We start from the raw sequence: 25,756 nt of genomic DNA on the forward strand, positions 1-25,756 counted from the left end.
GGCGTAATTCATCATGGACTGTGCTGACAGAAAATATAATAGTGGCTACATGACAATCATCTTTCCGTAAAACGGGATAATAATGGATCGACTCAGCGCAATGGCGCTGCTGGTGAAAGTGGCTGAACTCGGCAGTATGTCGGCGGCGGCACGAGCGCTGAATATGCCCCTGACCACCGTCAGCCGCCAGATTGCAGATCTGGAAAATACGCTCGGCGTGCGCCTGATGATTCGTACCACCCGCAGGCTTACGTTGACCGATGCCGGGGTCGATTATGTCGCCGCCGCGCGGCGAATTCTCGAAGAAGTGGAAAACGCCGAGCGCCGGGCGGTGGGTGAGTATCAGGAGCCGAAAGGCGAGCTGACGATCTCTGCGCCAATTATGTTTGGCCGCCAGCACGTTCTACCGGTAGTCACGAATTTTCTCGCCCGTTATCCGCAAATTCGCGTTCGTTTATTACTGAGCGATCGCAATGCCGACCTGGTGGGCGATCATATTGATTTGGCGGTGCGTATCGGCACGCTGCCGGACAGCGGGATGGTGGCTACTCGCCTCGGCGAGATGCGTATCGTCACCTGCGCGCACCCATCTTTGCTGGAAAAGTACGGCACGCCAGAACGTCCGCGGCAGCTGACCGCGCTGCCGGTAATTCAAATTGAATCGCCGATGCCTTATAGCGGCTGGCGCTTTAACGCCGAAGAGGTGGAAGACCGCCTGGTCGCGCTTCAGCCGGTGCTGTCGCTGACCACGCCCGAAAGCGCCGCCGACGCCGCCCGGCTGGGAGCGGGCGTGGCGCGCCTGCTGCACTACCAGGCGATAGACGGTCTGGCCTGCGGCGAACTGAAGCTGATTTTACAGACGTTGGAGCCGGAACCCGCACCGGTGCACCTGCTCTCTACCGCCCGGGATCTGGCCCCGCTCAAGCTGCGTAAATTTATCGATTTCGCCGCCCCCGAGCTGCGTCGGGCCCTGCTGCGTATTGCCGCCACCGCCTAGCGTGCGCTCTTTTTCAGCGGCGCTTCTTTGAGCAGCCAGGAGAGCGCAAACGCCACCGCCATAATACAGGCCGCCATCAAAAACGCCGCGTGGATAGCGGACCCAAAGGCGTCAAGATAATCAAGGCGGATCTCCGCGGGGAGATTTTGCACCGCCGCCGGGTTCAACGCCCTCGGTAGCTGTGCGCCCTCCGGTAGCAGACGCTGCAGGTTACTTTGCAATACGTGAGTAAAAACCGCCCCGAACAGCGCCACACCAATCGAACCGCCAATCGAGCGAAACAGGGTCACGCCGGAGGTCGCCACGCCGTACATCTGCGCGGGCATCGCGTTCTGAACCGCCAGCACCAGCACCTGCATCACCAGCCCCAGACCCGCTCCCAGTACACCGGTAAACAGATACAACTGCCACATCGCCGAGTGGATCGTTATGCGCGTCAGCAGCACCATCCCAATGACAGCCAGCAGGGTGCCAATAATCGGAAATACCCGGTACTTACCGGTCCGGCTAATAATGCGCCCGCTGATAATCGAGGTCAGCAGCAGACCGCCCATCAGCGGGATAAGCTGCAGACCCGCCTCGGTCGGCGTCGCCTCTTTTACCACCTGCAGATAGAGCGGCAGGAAAGTCACCGAACCAAACAGCGCCATGCCGATCACAAAGCCAATCAGACTGCACAGCAAAAAGCTGCGGTTGCGAAACAAGGAGAGCGGAATAATCGGTTCACTGGCCATCCGCTCTTCATGAATAAAACCGATAATCCCGACCAGACCAAAAGCCAGAATGCACCACAGCTGCGGGTCGCTCCAGGCGCGGACGCTGCCGCCCTCGGAGGTAAACAGGATGATGCACAGCAGCGCCAGGCTGAGGTAAATCGCTCCCAGCCAGTCGATCTGGTGCTGGCTGCGCTTGTTGCTGCTGTGAAAAACCGCGCCGATCACCAGCAGCGCAAACAGCCCCAGCGGCAGGTTGATATAAAAAATCCACCGCCAGGAGGCGTGCTGTACCAGAAAACCGCCGATTAACGGTCCGATCACCGTCGCCAGACCAAAGACGCCGCCGAATAACCCCTGATAGCGGCCGCGATTCGCGGGCGGGATGACGTCAGCCACTGCCGCCATGCTGATCACCATCAGGCCGCCGCCGCCGAGCCCCTGCAGGCCACGCATCAGCACCAGCTGCGTCATATTTTGCGCCAGCCCGCAAAGAACGGAACCAGCAAGAAACAGCACAATCGCCACCTGCAGAACGACTTTTCGCCCGAATAAATCGCCGAATTTGCCGTACAGCGGTACCGCGATGGTCGAACTCAGGATATAGGCGGTAACCACCCAGGAGAGCTTATCCAGACCGCCAAGTTCACCAACGATGGTCGGCAGCGCGGTGGAGACGATAGTCTGATCCAGCGCCGAGAGCAGCATCACCAGCAGCAGGGCGCTGAAGAGCAGGCGGATCGAGGGTACCGCCGGTTGGGTGGCGACTTCAGATGTCATAGCATCACTCGCTTGAAATTAATTAAATGCATAATTAATATTTAGGGAAATGATGAATCTGGTCAAGGGATCGCCACAGCATGCCAGCACAAAAAGACAATGTAGCCCCACGTCGGCCCGGCCGTCCGCGCGGACAAAGATCCAGCCCCGCTAACCGCGAACAGCTGATGGACATTGCTCTCGCGCTATTTGCCCGCCACGGGATCGCCCGCATTTCGCTGAACGCTATTGCTAAAGAGGCCGGGGTTACGCCCGCCATGCTGCACTACTACTTCAGTTCACGTGAGGCGCTGGTGGAAAAGCTGATCGAGGAGCGCTTTATGCCGCTACGCAGCGAGATTGGACAGATTTTTGTCATCCATCGCGAGGATCCGGTAACCGCTTTTACGCAGCTTATTGAAACCCTGGCGACAATGGCGGAGAAAAACGCGTGGTTCGCGCCGCTGTGGATGCAGGAGATCATCGGCGAGATGCCGGTGCTGCGCCAGCAGATGCACGCGCGTTTTGGCGATGAAAAGTACCATAAGATGCTGGAAACGGTGCGGCGCTGGCAGCACGAAGGCAAGCTTAATCCGACGTTGTCTCCGGAGCTGCTGTTTACCACGCTGATAAGCCTTGTTCTGGTACCTTTCTCCCGCACCCACACCGATGTGCGGCTGCAGTCGGTCGACAAGCAGATGATAGTCAGCCATGCGCTGGCGCTGATTGGCCATGGGATCGGCGGCTAATTCCCCCCAGCTCGCGCTGCGCTTAGCCGGGCTATAGGTTTATAACCTTCTGCGATTGAGTAGCCCGGATAAGGCGCAGCCGCAATCCGGGGGATTTAACCCGGTTCACAGCCTCCTGTAATCGGGAAACCCGGAAAGGCCTCCGGGATAGTCTCCTGAGACCAGATTTACAATACCTTCGATAAATAGTGGCGCTGCATGCCAACGTGCGGGAAATCCGGCAACGACATCTGTAGCTGATAACCCAGCTTCTGATAAAACGGTAGCGCCTGAAAGCTGAACGTATCCACCAGCATATGGCTGCAGCCGCGCTCCCGCGCCTGGTTTTCCGCTTCATGCATCAGCTCGCTGCCCAGTCCGCTACCGCGTGAGGCCTCGCTGACCCACAGATACTCAATACACAGCCAGCTCCCCTTACGTTTCGCTATCAACCCTCCGCGCATCGTGCCAGCAGCATCGCGTGAATAAATCCCCAGCTCGCCGAACTCGGCCGGGTCCAGAAAACGCAGATTGTATTCCCGCAGCCCCGTCAGCAACTCTTCTTGATCGGCGGGATTAATGTTATTCGTTATTATTAATGCCATTAATTATCTCCATTTTTCACAGACCATCCGCCAGACTACTTTCACAAAATATCCTTTTTTTCTCCATTATTTCCTGAGTAAATTTCTCGGATACCCTATTAGTGTAAAAAACCTTCCCATCATTCAATACTGACGTATAATGGGAAAAACGAGAATCATCATTCTCAAAAAATTAAAGTATGGAAAAAACCCAAAATAATGGCGTATAGCATGGTATAGCCGCTCGCTTCAAAGCCTGTAACTGTCGAACTTACCGCGAGGGAAAATCTTGAACCAGCCGTTTAATCATTAGCGGTACTAACCAGGTTATTTACGACAAACAGGAGTATTCATTTCTCATTTTGCTATTTGTGTTTATCCGGAGATGTATCATCGCCCTGTTCATCCCCTTGCCGTTGAATTTGTCGGGCAGACGTCGTACATCCTGAGAAAATATAATGAAATACGCTATAGCCCCGTCGCAGCAGCATTATTTCTCCTGAACGGGTGCGATAATGCGCAAAATTCCTCTCCGCAACCGATCGTCCCGGAAGTCAGCTCAGGCCACCAGCAAACTGACCAGGAAAACTGGCAGTCGCCGGGAGGCGGCGCCAGCTAATTTGATACCGGACGGTAATGCCCGGTTTTATGACAAGGAGCCCGTTAATATGTCGCGAATTTCTCTTTCCTGGGTAGTGGTTCTCGGCTTGCTCAGCGCTATTGGACCGCTGTGTACCGATTTCTATCTGCCCGCGCTGCCGGAAATTACCCAGCAGCTTAGCGCTACCGGCACGCAAACCCAGCTCTCGCTAACCGCGGCGCTGATTGGCCTCGGCCTTGGGCAGCTGTTTTTTGGCCCGCTGAGCGACCGCATTGGCCGTAAAAAGCCGCTCGCGCTCTCCCTGCTGCTGTTTATCTTCTCCTCGGTGATGTGCGCCATCACCTACGATATCCATATGCTGATCGCCTGGCGTTTTCTGCAGGGTTTCGCCGGCGCGGGCGGCTCGGTGCTGTCGCGTTCTATCGCCCGCGACCGCTATCAGGGTACCCTTCTGACCCAGTTTTTCGCCCTGCTGATGACCGTGAACGGCATCGCGCCGGTGCTTTCGCCGGTACTCGGCGGCTGGATCATCACCGCCTTCGACTGGCGTATTCTGTTCTGGGCGATGGCGGCCATCGGCATTGTCCTGCTGCTGCTCAGCCTGACGGTACTGCATGAAACGCTGCCGGCAAAAAGCGCCGCCTCGGTTGCCCGACAGCAGGATGATACCCCGGTGCTGAAAAACAGCCGCTTCATGCGCTATAGCCTGATTCAGGCCTTTATGATGGCCGGACTCTTCTCGTATATCGGCTCATCTTCGTTCGTTATCCAGAGCGAATATGCCATGAACGCAATGCAGTTCAGTCTGCTGTTCGGCCTTAACGGCATCGGGCTGATTATCGCGGCGCTGATCTTCTCACGACTGGCGCGCCGCTTCAGCGCCGAAGCCCTACTGCGCGGTGGCCAGCTGCTGGCCGTGACATTTGCCGCCATCACCCTGCTGCTTACCTGGTTACAGCTGCCGACGCTGGCGCTGATTGGCCTGTTTTTTACGGTCTCAATGATGAGCGGCATCAGTACCGTTGCCGGATCGGAAGCCATGAATACCATTAACGCCCGCCAGTCCGGAACGGCTTCAGCCCTGATGGGCACGCTGATGTTTGTGTTTGGCGGTATTGCCGCGCCGCTGGCCGGACTCGGCGGTGAAACGATGCTCAAAATGAGTAGCGCGATGGCCCTTTGCTATCTCGCCTCTCTGCTGGTTGGCCTGATAAAACCGCATTCCGCACGGTAACTCCTGCTGGTGGTAATAAAATATTCCATTTTTTTACCACCATATTTCCCGCCAGGGCTGTAATCTTCTATTCTTCATTCAACATCAATCGTGATAGCCTTCACATGAAAGGAATAATTAATTCCTTATACTGCCCGCCACTGTGAATAAAGAGGTTCTTATGAATATCGACCTGAGCAAACTGCTGACCGAGCGCCGTAACGCCAATAGCGCCCACATTGATACCCTCTCCACCGAAGAGATGCTGACGGTAATTAACCAGGAAGACCAGCAGGTGGCTCACGCTATTACGCCTTATCTGGCACAAATTGCCCAGGTCGTGGATAAAGTCGCAGCGGCGCTGCAGGCCGGCGGGCGGCTGATTTATATTGGTGCAGGCACTTCTGGTCGTCTGGGGATCCTTGATGCCAGCGAATGCCCGCCGACCTTCGGTACCCGCCCGGAACAGGTAGTGGGCATCATTGCTGGCGGTCATAAAGCAATTCTGAGTGCCGTAGAGAACGTCGAAGATAACAAAGCGCAAGGAGCAATGGACCTGCAGAACCTTAACTTTAGCAACCGCGACGTGCTGGTCGGTCTGGCGGCCAGCGGACGCACGCCGTACGTGATAGGCGCGATGGAGTATGCTCATAGCCAGAACGCTTTTGTCGCCATTGTCAGCTGCAACCCGCACGGTGAAATGGCCCAGCTGGCGGACGTCGCCATAACGCCGGTGGTTGGCCCGGAAGTGGTGACCGGCTCAACGCGTCTGAAGGCGGGCACCGCACAAAAGCTGGTGCTGAATATGATCTCCACCGGAGCGATGATTCGCATCGGCAAGGTCTACAGCAACCTGATGGTGGACGTTGAAGCGACTAACGCCAAGCTTATCGAGCGCCAGATATCCATCGTCATGGAAGCCACCGAATGCGATCGCGCAACCGCTCAGAGCGCGCTGGAAGCCTGCGGCCGCCGCTGCAAAACGGCGATTGTGATGGTGCTGGCTGATTTAAGCGCCGCGGATGCTCAGGCGCTACTGGCAAAAAATAATGGCTACATCCGCAAAGCGCTGAGCCGCTCCTGACCGCTGACCAACGGGTAATCTGCAATGGCAAAAATAAATAAAGAGATGATAGCGCGGATCCTGCAGCACGTTGGCGGAGCCGGGAACATCGCACAGGCGGGCAACTGTATGACCCGGCTGCGTTTAACCTTGCACGATGAATCGCAGGCGGATAGCGCCGCCATCCGCCGGATCGAAGGCGTGATGGGAGTGATCGTCAGCGATAAGCAGTTCCAGATTGTCCTTGGGCCCGGCAAGGCGCAAACCGCCGCGGAAATGATGAACGCATTACTGGAAGACGCTCCGGCGGAAACGCCATCGCTGGCCGATGTCGCCGCCGAGAAAAAACAGGCGTTGAAGAGTAAGCAAACCAGCGGCATCCAAAAATTCCTCGCCAAATTCGCCACCATTTTTACCCCGCTGATACCCGGTTTTATCGCCGTTGGCCTGCTGCTGGGATTTGCCACCCTGGCGGAACAGATATTTGTTCTCGAAAACACGCATCCCAACGCCACGGTAGTAGCGCTGATCGGCTATATGAAGGTCTTCAGCAAAGGGATGTTTACTTTCCTGAGCATCCTGATTGGCTACAATGCGCAGAAAGCCTTCGGCGGCTCCGGGGTCAACGGAGCAATCATCGCATCGCTGTTTGTGCTTGGCTATAACCCGGAGGCCACCAGCGGTTTCTACTCCGGGATTTCAACCTTCTTCGGCCACGCCATCGACCCGCGCGGCAATATTATCGGCGTACTGATCGCCTGTATTATCGGCGCGTGGGTGGAAAAGCAGATACGCCGCATTATGCCTGCCAACCTCGACATGATCCTTACCTCGGCGGTGACGCTGCTGATCATGGGCGCGATAACCTTTACCGTCATTATGCCCATTGGCGGTTGGCTGTTTACCGGAATGTCGTGGTTGTTCCTGCATCTTAACGGTAACCCGTTCGGCTCTGCGGTACTGGCCGGCCTGTTCCTGCTGGCGGTGATGTTCGGCGTGCATCAAGGCTTTGTACCGGTCTATTTCGCGCTGGTGGAGGCGCAGGGTTTTAACTCGCTGTTTCCGATTCTGGCGATGGCCGGAGCCGGACAGGTCGGCGCGGCGCTGGCGCTGTTCTGGAGAGCTAAGCAGGGGTCTATGCTGCGTATGCAAATTAAAGGAGCGATAATCCCCGGCTTCCTAGGCATCGGCGAACCGCTGATTTACGGCGTAACGCTGCCGCGCATGAAGCCGTTTATCACCGCCTGCCTCGGCGGCGCCTGCGGCGGTTTTTTCCTCGGGCTTATCGCCTGGATGGGGCTGCCGGTAGGCCTGAATACGGTGTTTGGCCCCTCGGGGCTGGTGGCGCTGCCGCTGATGACCTCCGGCAGCGGGATCTACGCAGGAATGGCGGTATATGCCGCCGGGCTGGCGGTCTCATACCTGTGCGGGTTCGCTCTGACCTGGCTGTTCGGCAGCAAGAACGTTGATTTGAGCTAAGCCGCGCGTCTGATGCATAGCGGCTGAACGCTTTTTAACCCGCCGCATGGCGGGTGGGGGGCATGATAAATGGCGCCGCTACCATTTCCTGCCCCGCCGCCCGCATGCGCTCATGCTATGATGCCGCTTTGACGATATTTCACCCGAGGGAAAGATGGGCTCCAGCAAAAAAGGGATGCTGAACGTACTGATAGCCGCCGTGCTGTGGGGAAGTTCCGGCGTCTGCGCGCAATACATTATGCAGCAAAGCCAGATGTCATCACCGTTTCTGACCATGACGCGGCTGTTGTTCGCCGGCCTGATCCTCCTGATGCTCTCCTTCGTTCACGGCGATAAGATTTTCCGCATTCTGCATAACCGTAAAGATGCCATCAGCCTGCTTATTTTCTCGCTGTTCGGCGCGCTCACCGTGCAGTACACCTTCCTGATGACTATCGAGCAATCAAACGCGGCCACCGCAACGGTGCTGCAGTTTCTGTCACCAACGATTATCGTCGCCTGGTTTGCCATCGCCCGCAAAACGCGACCCAGCCCGCTGGTGCTGGCAGCTATCTGTACCTCGCTGGCGGGCACATTCCTGCTGGTCACCCACGGCAACCCGACGACGCTGTCGATTTCTCCCACCGCGCTGTTCTGGGGTATTGCCTCGGCATTCGCCGCCGCGTTCTACACCACTTATCCTTCGACGCTGATTGCCCGCTACGGCACGCTGCCGATTGTCGGCTGGAGTATGCTGCTCAGCGGGGCCATGCTGCTACCGTTCTACGCCGGGCAGGGTAACCATTTTGTGGTGACCGGAGGCCTGCTGCTGGCCTTTTTCTACCTGGTGGTTATCGGCACCTCGCTGACCTTCAGCCTCTACCTGAACGGCGCGCAGCAGATTGGCGGCGCGAAAGCGGGGATCCTCAGCTGCGCGGAGCCGCTGAGTAGCGCCCTGCTCTCGCTGCTGCTGCTCGGCATTACGTTTACCCTCCCGGACTGGCTGGGCACGCTGCTGATTCTCTCGTCAGTGGTGCTGATCGCCATGGATTCGCGGCGTAGGGTTAAAACGGCCTGATGATTATCTGGCTGAGGATGCTGCGACCTGAGTTTGCAGCATCTTCAGGTCGTCATCTGATAGCTGACAAACATCCCTTACCAGTTCGCGCTCAAAGCCCTGTTCCAGACATGAACGAGCAATACGCAGCGCTTCTTCGCGTTTACCTTCCTGTTTACCTTCCTGAAATCCTTCATAAAACGCCAGGAATAATTCCAACAGATATCCTAGTAAATACTCTTGTTGTAACTCCTGTGGTATCTCTTCCAGCCGTAGCCTCTCTACAATCGTCATTAATTTTCCCCCATCTTGAGGGATGTATCCTGGAATGCATTAAGATCGTCATCCGAGAGCCCAATAGTCATCCGTATCAGCTCGCGCTCAAATCCTTGCTCCAGAAATAAACGAGCAATACGCAGCGCTTCTTCTTGTTTACCCTCTTGTTTACCTTCTAACTTGCCCTCTAACTTGCCTTCTTGTCGCCCTTCCTGCCGTAGTCTTTCCGCAATGGTCATGATGACCTCCTTATGTTGAGGAACACGCCGCGCGGTCTCGTAAAGAAACTCAGCAAAACGAGGCTCATCGCCGCACTGCAGCATGTAATTAAACAGCGCTTCAAGCTGGCTGTCATTAGCACAACCTTTAACCAACAGCTCAGCTAATCGCTCCACCAGGCCAAGTAAATCGCGCTGGCGAATATGCTTTTGTATTAGCTCCAGCAGCGCCACGCGTCTGTGCTGCATAATGTCGTCATCCGGCACCACCGTGATATCCACTAACGGGAAAGCAGCAGCATAAAGCCGACGCGCTACCGCCGTATCGGCAAACTCATCCAGCCAGCAAAGTGAAAAGGGATAAGGGCTTTTGGCTCCGTGATAGAACAGCATCGGCACTACCAGCGGCAGCGTTTTATGCCCGGCATCCAGATGACGCTGCATTGTAGCCAGCGCGTAGCGCATCAGCCTGAAGGCCATATGCACATCAGGCGTGCTCTGATGTTCAATCACCACGTAGATATAGCCGTCACCATCGCTGGTTTTCAGCGACCACAGCACATCGGAATAGCTGGCGCGTAAATCTGCCTCAATAAAGCTGCCGGACTCCAGCCTGAGCGTTTGCAGATCGCACAGCTGACGTAGCGAAGCCGGTAAATGAATCTCGATAAAATCCCGGGCGCATTCGGGATGCGATAGAAACTGTTTAAAAACCGCATCGTGCGGCGTCGGAGTAGTTCCTTTTTTCTTCATGGTTCGCCATCCGTGGAAACACAATGGCTGGAATATACTCAGCAAAAGATAGGCGAGCATCAGCACATGTTCGGCTTTGCTTACTGGTACGGAAGATAAATTTCAACGACTGAAACAGGTTCATTTTTGCGGAAAGAAGCACGCAAAATGTTCATTGAGAAATGCGTCTATAGTTAGAAGAACACGTTATGAAATTAAGGATTTTCGTGATGAAGAGAATGAGTATTGCGCTGTCGCTGGCAGCCTGCCTGATGTTACCCATCGTGGCGACGGCCGCACCGCTCTCCGGACTGAAGTTTGAACAGCAAAAGCAGCAGATAGTGAAGGATGTGCGGAAAAACTGCCCTGTCAGTAGAGGCCTTGATGATACTCAGTTTGCTAACCGCGTGCTGGAGTCAACTGAAAACAAAACCGCTGTAAAAAGCGCAACGCGGGCGCTGGATAAAAACAACAGCGCCGCTTATCAGAGGGCCATTAACGACATTCAGTGCCCAACCCCCTGATATCTGTACGCTACCAGCGGTATGGAATAATTACATCTCCGCACAGCAGACAGCTATCAAGCATCAGCGTCTGCTCAGTCAGAGAAGCTGATTTTTCCCCTGTTCATCGTCCTCATTGAATATTCAATACCGGACAGCCGTAGCGATCCCGCAAAGCTGAACACCCTACCGGCGTCGCTCTATTAGGGGAAACCGGTAGCCCGGCTGAGCGTAGCGCGAGCCGGGTTAAATCCCCCGGGTTGCAGGCATCAATAAATCCATAGCCCGGCCAGCGCAATATCACCGGAAAGAGACGCTACTTCTGGCTCATCCGGCGGGCGATACGCTCCAGCTTAATCATCAGCAGCAGCGTAACGCCCACCAGCACGATGGTCAGCGCCGAACCATCGGCAATATTTCCGCGATCGGTGAGGCTGAAAATCGTTACCGGCAGCGTTGTCCAGCCCGGCGGATAAATCATCACCGTCGCGCCCAGTTCGCCCATCGATAGCGACAGGCTCAGCGCCAGCGCAGAGATCATCCACGGCGTCATCAGCGGCAGCGTGATATGGCGCAGGCGGTACCATGGCGATGCTCCCAGGCTGGAGGCGACGTTTTCAATATCGGCGGAAATACGCGCCAGACCGGTGGAAACATTGCTGAAGGTAAATGCGGAAATCAGTACGAAGTGCGCCGCCAGCACGATCCAGAAGGTACCATTCATCTGTAGCGGCCCCTGGCTGAAAGCCACCAGAATACCTAATCCCACCGATACCGATGGAATTGCGCTCGGTAAATAGAACGCCAGCCCAAGGTATTTTTGCAGCTTTGTACCGTACTGGCGCAAAGCCAGCGCTGCCCACATGCCGCAGAGCAGAGCGAAAAGGCTGGCGCAAAATCCGACCATCAGGCTGGAGAACAGCGCATCCCACGCGGCGCCGCGAAATGCATTAACGAAATGCCCGAGAGTGAAGCCTGAGGGCAGCAGGCCGTTCCACTGTTGGCTCAGGCTGGACATTAAAATCACCGCCAGCGGCAAAAAGAAAAATCCGCCAAACAGCGTCACCGCCAGCGCTCCCGCCGCCGTACGGCCTTTACGCGACCAAATCAACATCGTTAGCTCCTCACGCCGGTACGGGCGGCGGCCAGCCGATAGAGCATAAACAGCCCCAGCGACAGCAGAATATTTATCAACGCAATCATGCAGGCTACGCTGTAGTCCGATTCGAGAATGGCCTTGCTGTAAACCATCATCGGCAGGGTATTGACCCCTTTGGCGCCGATAAACAGCACGATACCGAACTCGTTGGTGGTCAGCAGTAGACACAGGCTGCCCCCCGCCATCAGCGCCGGCAGCGCCGCCGGGAAAATTACCTGGCCGATAACCCGCAGCGGATGAGCGCCAAGAATGCTCGCCGCCTCAAGCTGGCTTTTATCAATCTGCCGCAGTCCAGCTATTAGCGGACGCATCACCAGCGGCGTGAAAACGGTAATTTCCGCCAGAATCACCCCCTGAATGGAATAGAGAAAGTCCACCGGCGGCAGTTCAAAAGCAAACAGCGACATCAGCGTTCCGTTGAGCAGTCCGGCGGAACCGTAGATAAAGGTAAAAGCCAGGGTGATAAGAAAAGTTGGCAGCGCAATAAAGGTATCAATTATCCGGCTAATCAACTGGCTGCCGGGGAACGGAATAAAGACCAGAATCAGCGCCAGTATGCTGCCAAGCAGCAGGCAGCCGAGCGTGGCAAAGACCGCAATTTGCAGCGTATTGAGCAACGCGCTGATAAAGCGCCGGGACTCCACCACCTGCCGGAACGTTTCCAGGCTCAGGTGCCCGCTGGCATCGCGCAGCGCCTGTTCGCCAATCAGCAACAGTGGGTAAAAAAACAGCGTCGCCAGTACCAGCAGGGGCAACAACAGCCACAGGTAAGGGCGCAGGTTCCGCGCCGGGCGCACAAGCGTTAGGGTTTGCGCCATCATTGCACCTCGATCAGAACCGCATCGTTGGGTTCAAAGTAAAGCGCCAGCTTGTCACCCACACGCGGCAGCGGGTTTACGTGGGTCATCACGATGCGTACCGCCTCGCCCGCCACGTCGCACAACAGATGCGTCAGATCGCCCTGCCAGTGCACCGACGTCAGGGTAGCATTAAGCCGATTGCTGATAGCCGAGCGCGGCGCGAGGCTCATATGCTGAGGACGAATGCACAGCAGCTTATTGTTGCCGTGCTGCCCCCCGTGGCTGAAAGCGCTAACCAATCCACCGCCGCAGCTGACGCTAACCACTCCCGGCTGCGCGGTATCTTTCAATGCCGTCGCCTGCAGGATATTGGCGCGACCGAGAAATTCGGCGCTAAAGCGATTGGGCGGATAGTGATATAGCTGATGGGTTTCGCCGTGGGCAATCAGCGAGCCGTCTTTCATAATGCCAATCTTGTCCGCCAGGGTCAGGGCTTCGGTCTGATCGTGGGTGACATAGAGAATGGTCAATTCCGGCAGTTCGCGGTGCAGGCGAGCTATTTCCTCTACCATGTTATGGCGAATTTGCGCATCCAGCGCCGAAAGCGGTTCATCAAGCAGCAATACCCGCGGACGCACGGCGATAGCGCGGGCAATGGCGACGCGCTGCTGCTGACCGCCGGAGAGCTGGTGCGGATAGCGGCTGGCGTAATCCGCCATGCCGACAATTTTCAGCGCCTCCTTGACCCGTTCAGCGATCTGCACGCCTGGCTGCTTTTGCGCCCGCAGGCCGAAGGCAACGTTGTCTTCCACCTTCATATGCGGAAACAGGGCGTAGTTCTGCACCACCATACCAAGACCGCGTTTATACGGCGGCAGGTGGGTAACATCGGTGTCGCCAAGCAAAATCCGACCGCCCGCAGGCTGCACAAAACCGGCTATCGCCCGCAGTACCGTGGTTTTCCCGGAGCCGGAGGGACCGATCAGCGCCAGCACCTCACCCGGTTCAATAGTCAAAGTCAGCGGCTTCAATACCACGTTGCCGTGATATGAAACGCGCAGCGAGTCGAGAGTAATCCCGGACGTTCCCGCCAGCGGCGGAGAGTGAGAGACGGTCGTTTTCATCAACATCACGCTTACTCGCTATCGGTGACTTTATGCCAGCGGGCGATATCCGCCGACAGCGAAGCCGCAACATCGTCCCAGTCAGGTTCCCAGCTCTTCACGCCGTCAAGCGCCGCTTTCGCCGCCTTAAACCTGACATCTTGCGGAGCAACATCGCTACGCACCGGCAGTCCCCAGGAGAGCGCGCTTACGCTGGCCTGTGCGGATTTATCGAGCAGGAAGTTAATCAGCTTTTTACCGTTTTCGCCGTTCGGTGCATTTTGAACCAGGCCGATGGTATAAGGCAGCGCCAGCGCGCTGCGTTCACCCTGAGCATCCGCTGGCCAGAAGATTTGGACATTCGGATTACGCTCCATCTGCGACAGGTTCATTTGCAGATCGCCGTTAGCGACGTACAGCTCGCCTTTGTTGACCAGCGCGGTCAGTTTACCGGTAGAAGCTGACGGCCCGACGTTATTGGCCTGCAGCTTGCCGAGATAGTCGAACCCCGCCTCTTTGCTACCCAGGCTGTGGAAAGCCTGCAGCATCACTGCGGTTCCGTCGCCCGCCTGGCCTGGCGTCGAATACTGCAGTTTGTTCCTGAAGCGGCTATCAAGCAGATCCTGCCAGCTGGCCGGAGCGGCTTTCAGCAGTTTGCTGTTATAGATGAAGGTCAGGTAGTTGTTAACCAGGGGCGAGTAGCGGTCATGGACGCCGGAGATCTGTTCGCTGCCCTGCGGCTTAAATTCAGCCAACAGTTGTTCTTTGGCGGCGCGCTGGATAAACGGCGGCACCGTCACCAGCACGTCAGCCTGCGGGTTGGTACGCTCTTTTGACAGGCGTTCAACAATCGCTCCGGAGCCGCCTTCAACGTACTGTACTTTGATGCCCGTCGCTTTGGTGAAGGCATCGAACTGATTTTTGTACCAGCTGTTGTCGCCATCGTGCAGGCCGTCAGCGGAATAGACGGTAACCACGCCATCGGCCCAAACCGGGGCGCTGGCAAGGGCGATAGCGGATAGCAGAGCGAGTCGGGAGAGTTTCATCATGTCAGCCTTTTCGGGTGAGTGAATTAAATGGTCTATACCAGATAGAGTTTCACGCTACCGGGGCTTTATGACAAAACGATGAATAAAGTGTGTCGAAAGGGTTAAAAGCAGGAGTGCGTCGCTTTCCCCGGAGGCGGCGCTTGACGCACCTGTCCGGGCTACCAAACCAGCAGACTGCGGTGAACCTGTAGCCCAGGTCAGGCATCAGCCGCGACCCGCGGAAAAAGCACGAACAGGCCGAGAAAAGTCAGTGGGTATCGACTTCTATCCGTAGACTATCGTGACGCCAGTACTCGATATCGTAATCAAGAATTCGCCCGTGTTGATCGTAGTTAAGCCGGCGCAGCAGCAGCGCCGGGCGCCCTTCCATCACCCCCAGCGCTGCGGCGGCCTGCGGCGGCATTGACGTAGGGTAGAACGACAGATGCATGCTGGTATATATCAAGTCGTAATGAACCTGATAAATCTCGGTCAGGCTACCGTTCAAATCGTGGCGCAGCAGCTCCGGAACCCTGGCGGGAAGGCAGTGGTTTTCACAATAGCAAATCGCTCGCCCGTCGGCGTAGCGCAGGCGGGTTAGCCGGTAAACCTGGTCGAAAGGCTGCAGCGCCAGCGGCAGCATAACGTCCAGCGGAACGGCGGTTAAACGCCCGTCCAGCAGCACCGTTTTCGGCTCCCGTCCCTGCTCCAGGCACAGCTTATGGAAGTTGGTATTTTGCGTTGGATCCAGCCACAGACGCTCCGGCGTGACAAACCAGCCGCGGCGGTCGGCGCGGTAGATCACCCCGCTGGCCTCCAGCTGCGCCAGGCTCTCGCGCACCGTAATACGCGTGGTATTAAACAGCGCGCACAGCTCGCGCTCGGAGGGCAGTTTATCGCCACTCTTCAGCGCGCCGTTTTGAATACGCGCCTGTAGCTGTGCCTTAATCAGCAGATACTGCGGCGTCTCGCCAGAGGGTGATTTCATGTTCGCTCGCGGCCAAATTTGATGCGGTCATTATACATAACCAGATGAATTTTTTGTTGCAGCACCACTTTCCCTTTGACCTTTTCAGGCGACGATCGTCATTATAAAAAACAACTGGTATAGACCAAATGGTGAAAAAATGATTTCGCGTAATTATCTGCTGCTAACTCCCGGACCGTTAACCACTTCCCGTACGGTAAAAGAAGCGATGCTGTTCGATAGCTGCACCTGGGATGACGACTACAATCTCGGCGTGGTTCAGGCAATCCGTCAACAGCTGGTCGAGCTGGCAACGCCCGCCACCGGCTACACCTCAGTTCTGCTGCAAGGTAGCGGTAGCTACGCGGTTGAAGCGGTGCTCGGCAGCGTTATCGGCTCACAGGGCAAAGTGCTGATTATCAGCAACGGCGCATACGGCGCGCGCATGATCGAGATGGCGCAGCTGATGGGCATTGCGCATCATCCTTACGACTGCGGCGAAGTGGCGAGCCCGGATGCGGCGGCGATCGAACGGATCCTGCAAACTGACCCGGCGATCACCCATATCGCGATGGTGCATAGCGAAACCACCACCGGCATGCTCAATCCGATTGAAGAGGTTGCCGCACTGGCGAAGCAGTACGATAAACGCTATATCGTCGACGCGATGAGCAGCTTCGGCGGCATTCCCTTAGACGTCGCCGCGCTGAATATCGATTATCTGATCAGCTCCGCCAACAAATGCATCCAGGGCGTGCCGGGCTTTGCGTTCGTCATTGCTCGGGAAGCGGAACTGGCAACCTGCCAAGGCCGCTCGCGTTCGCTGTCGCTGGATCTCTACGCCCAGTGGCGTTGCATGGAAGATAATCACGGCAAATGGCGTTTTACCTCGCCAACCCATACCGTGCTGGCTTTTGCTCAGGCGCTGAAAGAGCTGGCGGAAGAAGGTGGGGTGAGCGCGCGCCATCAGCGCTACAGCGCAAATCAGCGCCGTCTGGTGGCGGGAATGCGCGCGTTAGGCTTTCAGCCTCTTCTCGACGATAGCCTGCATTCGCCGATCATCACCGCATTTTACTCTCCGGATGCGCCGCAGTACCGCTTTAAAGATTTTTATCAGCGGCTCAAAGAACAGGGTTTTGTGATCTATCCGGGTAAGGTGTCACAAAGCGATTGCTTCCGTATCGGCAACATCGGTGAAGTGTACGAAGCCGACATTACCGCCCTGCTGGCGGCCATCAACAACGCCATGTACTGGCAACATTAAGGAACCGCCATGAACCGTATTAACGCCGTTATTCTTGATTGGGCAGGCACCACCGTCGATTTCGGCTCCTTTGCGCCGACGCAGATTTTCGTTGAAGCCTTTCGCCAGGCCTTTGATATGGATATTACGCTTGAAGAGGCAAGAGTGCCGATGGGCCTTGGCAAATGGCAGCATATTGAAGCACTGGGAAAACTACCCGCCGTAGATGCCCGCTGGCAGACAAAGTTTGGTCGTGCGATGAATGCTGCGGATATCGATGCTATCTACGCCGCCTTTATGCCGCTGCAAATTGCTAAAGTCGTCGATTTTTCTGCGCCAATCGCCGGGGTTGTCGACACGATTACCGCACTACGCGCCGATGGGATAAAAATTGGCTCCTGTTCCGGCTATCCGCGCCCGGTCATGGAAAAGCTGGCGCCCGCCGCCGCCGCGCAGGGCTATGCGCCTGACTATTGGGTCGCGACGGATGACCTCGCCGCCGGGGGACGACCGGGTCCGTGGATGGCCCTGCAGAACGTGATTGCGCTGAGCATTGATTCGGTTGCCCACTGCGTCAAGGTTGATGATTCCGCCCCGGGCATTACCGAAGGATTAAACGCCGGAATGTGGAGCGTGGGGCTGGCGGTTTCCGGTAACGAATTCGGCGCCACCTTGGAGGAGTATCAACAGATGACCGCTGAAGATATTGCCACCCGCCGCGAGCACGCTGCCGGTAAGCTGTACGCCGCCGGTGCACACTATGTGGTAGATACCCTGGCGGACTTACCGGGCGTCATTGCCGACATTAATTGCCGTCTGGCAAAAGGTGAACGCCCATAGATTGGTTTCACCTGTCCACGGCTAATTATACGCGCACTTTCGTAGCAACCAGCAGGCCGGTAATCAGCATCAACGAACCGGAAAGGATCAGCGGCGACAGCAGGCCAAGATGATCCAGAGCTACGCCGCCGACCGCTGCGCCACAGGTGTTGGCCAGCTGGATCACCGCCACCTGAATCGACCCGGCTTTTTCGGCCTGGTCGGAAAGAGAGCGGGTGATCCACGTCGACCAGCCTACCGGTACCAGCGCGAAAGCAAAGCCCCAGATAACCGCTACCGTAGACGCCACAATTTTACTCTCCCCCCACAAAACTAGCACCGCGGCGCTGATAGCCAGTACCACCGGGGCAATCGCCAGTGCCGCTTTTACCGAGCGCTTGAGCAGCATTGAAGAGAGCGAGGTACCAACGAAGCTGGCGATACCGAAGCTCAGCAGCACCAGCGTCAGGCCGTCAACGTCAAAGCCCGCCAGCGTCATGTACACCGGGCGAATATAGGTAAAAAAGGCGAACTGACCGGCGAAAGCCATAAAGATGGCGCACATTCCGGCCATTACGCCGGGGCGCTTCAGCAGGCCGAACATATTTTGCTGCGCCGAGGTCGACTCGCCGGGCAGAGAAGGCAGCGCCTTGAGTACCCAAATTGTACAGACCACGCCCATCACCGCGGCGGCGTTAAAAACATGACGCCAGCCGATAATCCCGCCGAGAAAGCTACCCAACGGCGCGGCGATCACCAGCGCTATCGACACCGCGCCGAAAATGACCGACAGCGCTTTGGGAACCACGCGCATCGGTACCAGCCGCATGGTAAGCGACGCCGACATAGCCCAGAAGCCGCCCAGCGCCAGTCCAAGGCAGGCGCGACCGAGGAGCAATAATGAAAAGCTGTTGGCAAAGGAGACCAACAGGCAGGAAATGGTCAGCAGCACCGAAAAAAGAATCACCACATAGCGGCGATCGGTACCGCGGATTATCGAGGTTATAAACAGGCTGGCAAACATCGCCACGAACGCCGTGGTGGTAACCGACTGTCCGGCAACGCCTTCAGAGATGCCTAAATCCTGCGCCATTGGCGTAAGCAGACTTACCGGCAGGAACTCAACGGTAATCAGGCAGGCAACGCAGAAGGCCACCGCAAAGACCGCTGACCAGTTTGGTCGTGCTGCCTGACTGGCGTGTGGCGTGGATGCATTCGAAGGAGTCATAAGTTACCTGCATGGTTGAACATGGAGAAGCCGCGCAGTGTAACATTTTAAATGTGACGAAATTAACGTTTTGACAACTTTTTCACCAGTATCGCCCGCAACCACAAGATTCGCAGGATTAACGATAATTTCATTGGAAGTACGGCCAGATAATGACGCTTTGTGGCGATGCCTTTTGCCGGGTTGACTTCGCCGGTGTAGATTTTTAACGAAGCCAACGGCGCACAGGGAAGTGATATCAATGTAGCCAGTGGACGCCATCTTCCGGCAAAAACAGCGTGTTATAGCGCTCCTGCAGAGCGTGCAGCTCGCTAACTTCCGGCTCAAGCTCGCGGAGAAATCCTTGCGCGAGACGGATTTGCGCTTCGGTAATCGGCGCAGCGAGGCGGGATTTTTGCATCAACCGATACCAGTAGTGCAGGTTCTGCTCGCTGCCGTCGACGACCGCAACCTGCCAGATAAGCAGCACCTGCGCGGCATTTTGCAGATGCGCTTCGTTAGGCCGTTCAAGGTAGCGCAGATACTCATTACCGGCGGTTTTCCCCAGCTGATCGATCATCGATTCCAGCGGCACCGGCGTAATGCCTAGCCGTTCGCTCAGACGGCGAATCGCGCGGCGTGAATCAGAGGTAAGCACCCGAAATCCCACAACAAATACCACTATCAGCGTGGCCAGTCCTAACCAGATCATGCATCCTCTCATTCAATCGCAGCCCCACTATCATAATGGGAATTTGTCCGCTGTCGACTGCCGGACGTATCATTATGTGACTTATCGCGATTGCGGATAGCTATGCGAGCTGCCGCATTAAACAGCCCTGCACGAAGCCTAAAAAACCGGAACAGAAGATAAGATGATCGTTAATAAGGGCGATAGAGGCCATGGCGGGTATAGCGGGTAGTGTTGCCAGCACGTCATTCACAACGGCAGGAGAGATATTTAATTTTACTGATATATTCACCATACATTACTTTAAATTATTCACTCATTTTATATATTAATCTTATTCCTGCCAGAACCCCTGCATCTATTATGTACAGAGAACAAGCCGCATGATATTGTTCCTGCAGAATCAGCAAAGGAATATATATGCATCGGCAACCTCACCTCGCAAAACAAACTATTGACGCGCGTTTACTCAACCAACTCAATAAAAAAACGCAGAGCAAAACAGATAAGCTATCGCATAGCGGTAAATTAGTTTATATCAATGATGACTACTGCGAGATTACGCGCAATTATACTTCATTTTATGGGATGAACATCCTGGGTATTGCGCTATTCTTACCTGTCGTTATTTTATGCTTTGGCGTGGTGTTGTTTTTCTTATACGATGCGACATTCAATTTTAAAACATATATTGAAACCTGGAGTTCCAGACCAAACGCTCACTTCCTGCTACATTTTGCGTTTTTCATTATACTTTTTATGACGTTTGCTTTCGCGGCTATTGTTAATTACTTTATCTTTGCTCCCCGACACTATCCTGTTCGCTTCAACAGAAAGACCGGTAAGGTTTATGTTTACGATTATGTTTTGTATAGTATTACTTATAAATTAACCTATACCTTCTGGTGGCATCTTCCTTTTTATAAGCCAACTAAAGCCGAATGCAAAGAGTATGACTGGAGTCTGATCCAAGCCATCAGTATCTTTTCACGCAATAAGCACTCATCATCCTCCACAATTCGCTGTATCGTTTATGACTCCAGCATCAGCACCACTATGATCGATTCCTTTAACCTGATATCGACTGACGCAGGTACGGACGCGCTATTTATGCCTAACTACAAGCTGTGGTTATGGATTAGTAACTTTATGCAGTTTAACGATGACTTATTAGATACGTCGGTTAATGCGCAAGTAGGCATTTATGGCCGCGAAGTAAATTGGCCTGACGATCTGGATAAAAAATCTAAAGCATCATCTTTAGATGAGTACAGAAAAATCTGCCCTGAATAAAATCAGAGCAGATATTACTCCCCGGCAGGAATATTTCCTTTCGGGGAAGCTCAATTACTCAAAAAAGACCGCAATTTTGCTGAACATCGACGGATCGGACTGATTACGCACCACTTTCTCAACATCTTCCAGCTTTTCGATCTGGCTAATCATCTGCCCCAGGCGCTGATCGTCGTTGACCAGCAGCCAGATACGGCTCTGATTGCTGTCCTGAATCGGCAGGCAAAGAATGCCTTCTACGTTAAATGCGCGGCGGGCAAACAGGCCACAAACGTGGGTCATTACGCCGGGGTGGTTGCGCACGGTGAGCTGTAGAATAACGTTTTCATGAGTCGACTGTTGCATGGCTTATTCCCCCACCATTTCAGTATTGGCCGCACCCGGCGGTACCATCGGATACACTTTTTCTTCGGCATCGATACGCACGTGGATCAGCGCCGGGCCAGGACGGTCAATGATCGCCTGCAGCGCCGCCTGCGGGTCGGCTTCGTTATTTAAATCACAGGTTTGCAGACCAAACCCCGCGGCGATCTGCATAAAGTTGACCATCCCCGGATAGGTCGCGGCAAACACGCCCTGCTTATAGAACAGACTCTGCTGCTGGTGAACCAGCCCCAGCGCTTCGTTATTCATCAGGATAATTTTCACGTCCAGCTGATTTTCCGCCGCAGTAGCCATTTCCTGAATATTCATCATCAGGCTGCCGTCACCGGAGAAACAAATAATCTTACGCTGCGGGTTAGCGAGCGCCGCGCCAACCGCGGCGGGCAGACCAAAACCCATGGTGCCAAGACCGCCAGAGGTCAGCCACTGGCGCGGACGGTTCAGTGGATAAGCCTGAGCGACCCACATCTGGTGCTGGCCCACGTCGGTGGTCACGATAGCCTCATCGTCAACGCAGGCGGCAACGGCGTTAATCAGACCATAATGGCTGAGCGGGTCTTTCTCCTGTGGAATGGCGCAGGGTAACTCACGCTGCAAATCGGCTACCAGCTGCAGCCATTCGCTACGCGGCTGCGCCTCAACCAGTGGGATCAGCTGGTTCAACACCTCACCAACATCGCCCTGAATCGCTACGTGCGGCTGCTTGATTTTACCCAGCTCCGAACGGTCGATATCAACGTGGATAATTTTCGCGTTCGGGCAGAACTGCTCGGTTTTACCAATCGCCCGGTCATCAAAACGTGCCCCTAAAACTACTAACAAATCAGATTCTTGCAGAATAAAGTTGGTACTGCGCGCACCGTGCATACCCAGCATGCCCAGCGACAGCGGGTGCGCTTTCGGCATCATCCCCAGCGCCATCAACGTCTGAGTGGTAGGCAGATTCGCCTTTTCCGCCAGCTGGCGAATTTGCTCAGGAGCATTGATAACCCCGCCCCCAAGATAAAGCACCGGGCGCTGTGCGGCGTTAATCATCGCTGCCGCTTCGCGTACGCTGGCGCTGTCGAACTCCGGAGCCGCCATGCGGGTACCCGGTTCAGGCAGAACCTCCAGCTCAATGGTCGCCGCCTGAACATCCTTAGGAATATCTATCCACACCGGTCCCGGACGCCCGGACTGCGCGATGCGAAACGCGTCGCACATCACCTGCGGCAGTTCGGCGATATTACGTACCAGATAGTTATGTTTCGTGATGGGGATAGAGATACCGTAGGTGTCGACTTCCTGGAAGGCGTCGGTGCCGATCATCGAGGCCGGAACCTGACCGGTAATACATACCAACGGAATTGAATCCAGGCGGGCGTCGGCAATAGCGGTGATCAGGTTAGTGGCTCCTGGACCGCTGCAGGCCATACATACCGCGGGTTTACCCTCGGTGCGCGCCATACCCTGAGCGATAAATCCCGCTCCCTGCTCGTGACGCGCCAGAATATGGCGAATCTGCGTGCTTTGGCTTAACGCGTCGTAAATGGGAAGGATGGAGCCGCCCGGAATGCCGCTTACCGTGGTGATCCCCTGACGCTCCAGTAAATGAACGACTAACTGTGCGCCAGTGAAGCGCATTTTTTGTGATGCTGTGCCCGAACTTGCCATGCTCCAGTCCTTTTATTCTGGGCCGACTTTACGCGTCGTACTTCACGTTGCTGGTGCGTTGGCTGCGCTTGGTCACCCCAGTCACATACCTATGTACGCTCCTGGGGATTCGCTCACTTGCCGCCTTCCTGCAACCCGAATTACTTAGCGTATCCGGGCAGGGCTCTTAAACGAAAAACCCCGCTCGGTTTGCGCCGGCGGGGTTTGGAATTCGTGTTGTTCCGGACCCTACGGCGCGTTGCCGACGACGACCACCACAGACACGACGACCACCGCGGCAGGCGCGGTTAGTAGTAGGGTCGAAGTCAGCGTGGTAGCGTTCATTAGGGACCTGTTCTCGCAAAAAGTGAATGGATTTATACAAACACAGCTTTCGCCATTTCACAATGGATTTATTTTCAGCCAGGAAAAACTGCGTGAATGATCACATTAATTTGCCGAGGGATGAAAACAAAAAACCCCGCCATAGCGAGGTTTTTTGTTCAGTGTATTCCGGTTGGTAGCCATAAGCACACTGTATTACGTCAACGAGAAAAGTATACGCGATCGGGGAAGATGGCGCAATTTTGACGACGGTTTTTGCTGATTTAGAGTATGGATCGTGCCCGCAAATTTGTCCAAAAAATACTGTTCATATATACAGTAATCATTCTATACTGAGAGGGTACGCAGGGTGAGATCTGGGGCCGCACTTTTACCGGCGCAAAGAAGTCCTGGCTGAAACGGGTGGTGCCGTCAGCGCCTTAACCTCAGAAGAGCACACTGTGTTACGTCAACAAATACCCCGAATAATTTGGTCCGCCACCGGCAGGTCGGCGCCTGAAATGTGACGGGTATATCCTGGCTGGCAACAGGCGGCGGAAAGGTACGCCAGCCGGTCGTGCTCCTGAACCAGAGGAGACGCGTATGGGCGGAGTGGATATCGTTGTTCTGATCCTGAAACTCATGGTTGCCGTGCTGCAACTACTTGATGCAGTCCTGAAGCAGTTCCGCTGATTCAGGTTCAAGTCGCACCTGAGAGGGGCGGGAAACCGCCCCTCTACAGGCTAACCCACAGGAGAAAACCATGGCACCGCTGTTAATTGCCGCAATTACCCCGGACGAACCCGGCTTTGCCGCATTACGCGCCGAAAGCCAGACGCAAAACCTGAATATGCTGCATCGCCTGGCGGAGAACTGGCAGAACGGAGAAAATCGCTTTAACGCGCCGGGAGAGAAGCTGCTGGGGGCCTTTGCGCATGGGTTGCTGGTCGGCGTTTGTGGGCTGAATATCGACCCCTTTAGCCAGCAGCCGCGGGCCGGCCGCATCCGCCATTTATATATCGGCGAACGCCACCGTCAGCAGGGGATCGGGCATCAGCTACTGGTCTCGGTTATCACCCACTCCAGCGCCAGCTTTGATTTTCTCAACGCCCACGCGCCGTCAGCAGCATGGTCATTTTATGAAAATCTGGGATTTCGCCCGGTGCATGATGAGCCTCAGGTCACACATCGTCTGTTCTGTTCGCTCTAGCCATCGCTGGCTGCCGAAGAGTGCGCATGTTACAGTCCAGTGACGAATTATTCCCCAGCGCCGGGCCGTAATGACCATTACCGTATTTTGTATTCTACTGTTTGCCGCCCTGCTCCACGCCAGCTGGAACGCGATTGTTAAAGCGAGCGGCGATAAAATGTATGCGGCGATCGGCGTCAGCGGCTCAGCGTCATTAATCGCCCTGGTTCTGCTCCCTTTTGCCCCCCAGCCTACGCTAGCCAGCGTGCCGTTCCTTGCTGTTTCCTGCGCGCTGCAGGTGGTCTACACCGTTCTGGTGGCAAAGACCTATCAGGTCTCTGATATGAGCCAGACCTATCCGCTGATGCGCGGCACCGCGCCGCTGCTGGTGGCGATAATCAGCGTCATCTTCCTTGACGATCGCCTCTCTCCGCTAGCGTGGCTGGGAATCGGCGTAATTTGTCTGGCGATACTGGCGATGGCGTTTAACGGTCGATCCAGTTCGAGCGCCGGTATCATACTTGCGCTGATCAACGCCTGCTTTATTGCCGGTTATACGCTGGTAGATGGAACCGGAGTGCGGCTTTCAGAAACCGCGCTGGGCTATACGCTGTGGACCTTTTTTATGAACGGCTTCTGCCTGCTGAGCTGGGCGATGATTGTCCGACGCCCTCAGGCCAGCCGCTATCTGCGCCAGCACTGGAAGAAAGGAATGATCGGCGGCGTAGGTACTATGGGCTCTTACGGCCTGGCGCTGTGGGCAATGACCCAGGCGCCGCTGGCGGTGGTCGCCGCCCTGCGCGAAACCTCCATTCTTTTCGGCGCGGTAATTGCGTTTGTCCTGTTGAAAGAGAAAATGGTGCCACTGCGCATTGTTGCCGCCTGCGGCATTGCTGCCGGGGCGATTCTGCTGCGGCTGTCTTAAGCCAACGCATCTGCAACTTGAAGTATGACGACTAAACTCATGGCAACATTAGTTGCCGATTATCGTTTACAAAACCTGCCTGAATATTCT

At 55.5% G+C, this 25,756-nt stretch carries 27 protein-coding genes; 13 read left to right on the forward strand and 14 right to left on the reverse strand.

Features of this window, described 5'->3' with window-relative positions; genetic code table 11:
• Window positions 1-82 precede the first annotated feature (82 nt).
• The gene (locus tag GJ746_RS24935) at window positions 83-997 is read left to right on the forward strand and encodes a LysR family transcriptional regulator (protein ID WP_154682562.1); all 915 of its coding nucleotides are present in this window, start codon (window positions 83-85) and stop codon (window positions 995-997) included.
• On the opposite strand, the gene GJ746_RS24940 is transcribed toward GJ746_RS24935, so the two are convergent.
• Window positions 994-2,490 (reverse strand): MDR family MFS transporter, encoded by a 1,497-nt coding sequence (locus GJ746_RS24940; protein WP_154682563.1) that lies wholly within the window; start codon window positions 2,488-2,490, stop codon window positions 994-996. The two genes, GJ746_RS24935 and GJ746_RS24940, sit on opposite strands and share 4 nt — an antisense overlap.
• Before the next feature lie 80 nt (window positions 2,491-2,570).
• Between GJ746_RS24940 and GJ746_RS24945 the strand changes: the two genes are divergently transcribed.
• Window positions 2,571-3,218: a TetR/AcrR family transcriptional regulator gene (locus GJ746_RS24945; RefSeq protein WP_154682564.1), complete on the forward strand. Its 648-nt coding sequence runs from the start codon at window positions 2,571-2,573 to the stop codon at window positions 3,216-3,218.
• Window positions 3,219-3,385: 167 nt separating this feature from the next.
• On the opposite strand, the gene GJ746_RS24950 is transcribed toward GJ746_RS24945, so the two are convergent.
• Window positions 3,386-3,802: a GNAT family N-acetyltransferase gene (locus GJ746_RS24950; protein WP_154682565.1), complete on the reverse strand. Its 417-nt coding sequence runs from the start codon at window positions 3,800-3,802 to the stop codon at window positions 3,386-3,388.
• 647 nt (window positions 3,803-4,449) lie between these two features.
• Between GJ746_RS24950 and GJ746_RS24955 the strand changes: the two genes are divergently transcribed.
• From GJ746_RS24955 to GJ746_RS24970, 4 genes are all read left to right on the forward strand, one after another.
• Window positions 4,450-5,616, forward strand: coding sequence for a multidrug effflux MFS transporter (locus GJ746_RS24955; RefSeq protein WP_154682566.1), 1,167 nt, complete (start codon window positions 4,450-4,452; stop codon window positions 5,614-5,616).
• 160 nt (window positions 5,617-5,776) lie between these two features.
• Entirely contained in the window at window positions 5,777-6,679 is a 903-nt protein-coding gene (gene murQ, locus GJ746_RS24960; protein WP_154682567.1) for an N-acetylmuramic acid 6-phosphate etherase, read from the forward strand.
• 24 nt (window positions 6,680-6,703) lie between these two features.
• A complete protein-coding gene (gene murP / locus GJ746_RS24965; RefSeq protein WP_154682568.1) occupies window positions 6,704-8,137 on the forward strand; it encodes a PTS N-acetylmuramic acid transporter subunit IIBC in 1,434 nt (477 codons plus the stop codon).
• Between the two features lie 154 nt (window positions 8,138-8,291).
• On the forward strand, window positions 8,292-9,194 hold the full coding sequence (locus tag GJ746_RS24970) for a carboxylate/amino acid/amine transporter (RefSeq protein ID WP_195908779.1): 903 nt from the start codon (window positions 8,292-8,294) through the stop codon (window positions 9,192-9,194).
• Between the two features lie 3 nt (window positions 9,195-9,197).
• Here the strand turns inward: GJ746_RS24970 and GJ746_RS24975 are convergent, their stop codons facing one another.
• The gene (locus GJ746_RS24975) at window positions 9,198-9,467 is read right to left on the reverse strand and encodes a hypothetical protein (protein ID WP_154682569.1); all 270 of its coding nucleotides are present in this window, start codon (window positions 9,465-9,467) and stop codon (window positions 9,198-9,200) included.
• Window positions 9,467-10,420 (reverse strand): Rpn family recombination-promoting nuclease/putative transposase, encoded by a 954-nt coding sequence (locus tag GJ746_RS24980; RefSeq protein WP_154682570.1) that lies wholly within the window; start codon window positions 10,418-10,420, stop codon window positions 9,467-9,469. Before GJ746_RS24980 ends, GJ746_RS24975 begins: the two co-directional genes overlap by 1 nt.
• 209 nt (window positions 10,421-10,629) lie before the next feature.
• Between GJ746_RS24980 and GJ746_RS24985 the strand changes: the two genes are divergently transcribed.
• Window positions 10,630-10,923 (forward strand): YicS family protein, encoded by a 294-nt coding sequence (locus GJ746_RS24985; RefSeq protein ID WP_154682571.1) that lies wholly within the window; start codon window positions 10,630-10,632, stop codon window positions 10,921-10,923.
• 295 nt (window positions 10,924-11,218) lie between these two features.
• On the opposite strand, the gene phnV is transcribed toward GJ746_RS24985, so the two are convergent.
• The 5 genes from phnV to phnR all read right to left on the reverse strand — a co-directional run bounded on the left by phnV (window position 11,219) and on the right by phnR (window position 15,980).
• Window positions 11,219-12,016 carry a 2-aminoethylphosphonate ABC transport system, membrane component PhnV gene (gene phnV, locus GJ746_RS24990; protein ID WP_154682572.1) on the reverse strand — a complete coding sequence of 266 codons (798 nt, stop codon included), beginning with the start codon at window positions 12,014-12,016 and terminating at the stop codon, window positions 11,219-11,221.
• Window positions 12,017-12,018: 2 nt separating this feature from the next.
• Window positions 12,019-12,879, reverse strand: coding sequence for a 2-aminoethylphosphonate ABC transporter permease subunit (gene phnU, locus GJ746_RS24995; RefSeq protein WP_154682816.1), 861 nt, complete (start codon window positions 12,877-12,879; stop codon window positions 12,019-12,021).
• Window positions 12,879-13,991, reverse strand: coding sequence for a 2-aminoethylphosphonate ABC transport system ATP-binding subunit PhnT (phnT, locus tag GJ746_RS25000; RefSeq protein ID WP_154682573.1), 1,113 nt, complete (start codon window positions 13,989-13,991; stop codon window positions 12,879-12,881). Before phnT ends, phnU begins: the two co-directional genes overlap by 1 nt.
• Before the next feature lie 5 nt (window positions 13,992-13,996).
• The gene (phnS, locus tag GJ746_RS25005) at window positions 13,997-15,010 is read right to left on the reverse strand and encodes a 2-aminoethylphosphonate ABC transporter substrate-binding protein (protein ID WP_154682817.1); all 1,014 of its coding nucleotides are present in this window, start codon (window positions 15,008-15,010) and stop codon (window positions 13,997-13,999) included.
• 250 nt (window positions 15,011-15,260) lie between these two features.
• Window positions 15,261-15,980 carry a phosphonate utilization transcriptional regulator PhnR gene (gene phnR / locus GJ746_RS25010; RefSeq protein ID WP_154682574.1) on the reverse strand — a complete coding sequence of 240 codons (720 nt, stop codon included), beginning with the start codon at window positions 15,978-15,980 and terminating at the stop codon, window positions 15,261-15,263.
• A gap of 139 nt (window positions 15,981-16,119) precedes the next feature.
• Between phnR and phnW the strand changes: the two genes are divergently transcribed.
• On the forward strand, window positions 16,120-17,223 hold the full coding sequence (phnW, locus tag GJ746_RS25015) for a 2-aminoethylphosphonate--pyruvate transaminase (RefSeq protein WP_154682575.1): 1,104 nt from the start codon (window positions 16,120-16,122) through the stop codon (window positions 17,221-17,223).
• Window positions 17,224-17,232: 9 nt separating this feature from the next.
• Complete coding sequence (gene phnX / locus GJ746_RS25020; RefSeq protein WP_154682576.1) at window positions 17,233-18,042, forward strand: phosphonoacetaldehyde hydrolase; 810 nt, start codon at window positions 17,233-17,235, stop codon at window positions 18,040-18,042.
• Window positions 18,043-18,067: 25 nt separating this feature from the next.
• Here phnX and nepI read toward each other — a convergent pair whose 3' ends face one another.
• Together nepI and GJ746_RS25030 are read right to left on the reverse strand one after the other, a co-directional pair.
• Window positions 18,068-19,249, reverse strand: a complete 1,182-nt coding sequence (nepI, locus tag GJ746_RS25025; protein ID WP_154682577.1) for a purine ribonucleoside efflux pump NepI — start codon at window positions 19,247-19,249, stop codon at window positions 18,068-18,070.
• Between the two features lie 238 nt (window positions 19,250-19,487).
• Window positions 19,488-19,940 carry a DUF1198 domain-containing protein gene (locus GJ746_RS25030; protein WP_154682578.1) on the reverse strand — a complete coding sequence of 151 codons (453 nt, stop codon included), beginning with the start codon at window positions 19,938-19,940 and terminating at the stop codon, window positions 19,488-19,490.
• Window positions 19,941-20,339: 399 nt separating this feature from the next.
• Here GJ746_RS25030 and GJ746_RS25035 point away from each other — a divergent pair, with 399 nt between their 5' ends.
• Entirely contained in the window at window positions 20,340-21,212 is an 873-nt protein-coding gene (locus GJ746_RS25035) for a DUF6708 domain-containing protein (protein WP_154682579.1), read from the forward strand.
• A 54-nt stretch (window positions 21,213-21,266) separates the two neighbouring features.
• Here GJ746_RS25035 and ilvN read toward each other — a convergent pair whose 3' ends face one another.
• The 3 genes from ilvN to ivbL all read right to left on the reverse strand — a co-directional run bounded on the left by ilvN (window position 21,267) and on the right by ivbL (window position 23,573).
• Window positions 21,267-21,557, reverse strand: coding sequence for an acetolactate synthase small subunit (ilvN, locus tag GJ746_RS25040; protein ID WP_154682580.1), 291 nt, complete (start codon window positions 21,555-21,557; stop codon window positions 21,267-21,269).
• 3 nt (window positions 21,558-21,560) lie between these two features.
• Window positions 21,561-23,249 (reverse strand): acetolactate synthase large subunit, encoded by a 1,689-nt coding sequence (gene ilvB / locus GJ746_RS25045; RefSeq protein ID WP_154682581.1) that lies wholly within the window; start codon window positions 23,247-23,249, stop codon window positions 21,561-21,563.
• 228 nt (window positions 23,250-23,477) lie between these two features.
• On the reverse strand, window positions 23,478-23,573 hold the full coding sequence (gene ivbL, locus GJ746_RS25050; protein WP_004107123.1) for an ilvB operon leader peptide IvbL: 96 nt from the start codon (window positions 23,571-23,573) through the stop codon (window positions 23,478-23,480).
• Between the two features lie 582 nt (window positions 23,574-24,155).
• Here ivbL and tisB point away from each other — a divergent pair.
• From tisB to GJ746_RS25065, 3 genes are all read left to right on the forward strand, one after another.
• Window positions 24,156-24,245: a type I toxin-antitoxin system toxin TisB gene (gene tisB, locus GJ746_RS25055; protein ID WP_004107126.1), complete on the forward strand. Its 90-nt coding sequence runs from the start codon at window positions 24,156-24,158 to the stop codon at window positions 24,243-24,245.
• Between the two features lie 70 nt (window positions 24,246-24,315).
• Entirely contained in the window at window positions 24,316-24,762 is a 447-nt protein-coding gene (locus GJ746_RS25060; RefSeq protein ID WP_154682582.1) for a GNAT family N-acetyltransferase, read from the forward strand.
• Between the two features lie 70 nt (window positions 24,763-24,832).
• Window positions 24,833-25,666 (forward strand): DMT family transporter, encoded by an 834-nt coding sequence (locus tag GJ746_RS25065; protein ID WP_154682583.1) that lies wholly within the window; start codon window positions 24,833-24,835, stop codon window positions 25,664-25,666.
• Window positions 25,667-25,756 lie beyond the last annotated feature (90 nt).

Origin of the sequence: Klebsiella oxytoca (genome assembly GCF_009707385.1) — a bacterium.
GTDB lineage: Bacteria > Pseudomonadota > Gammaproteobacteria > Enterobacterales > Enterobacteriaceae > Klebsiella > Klebsiella oxytoca_C.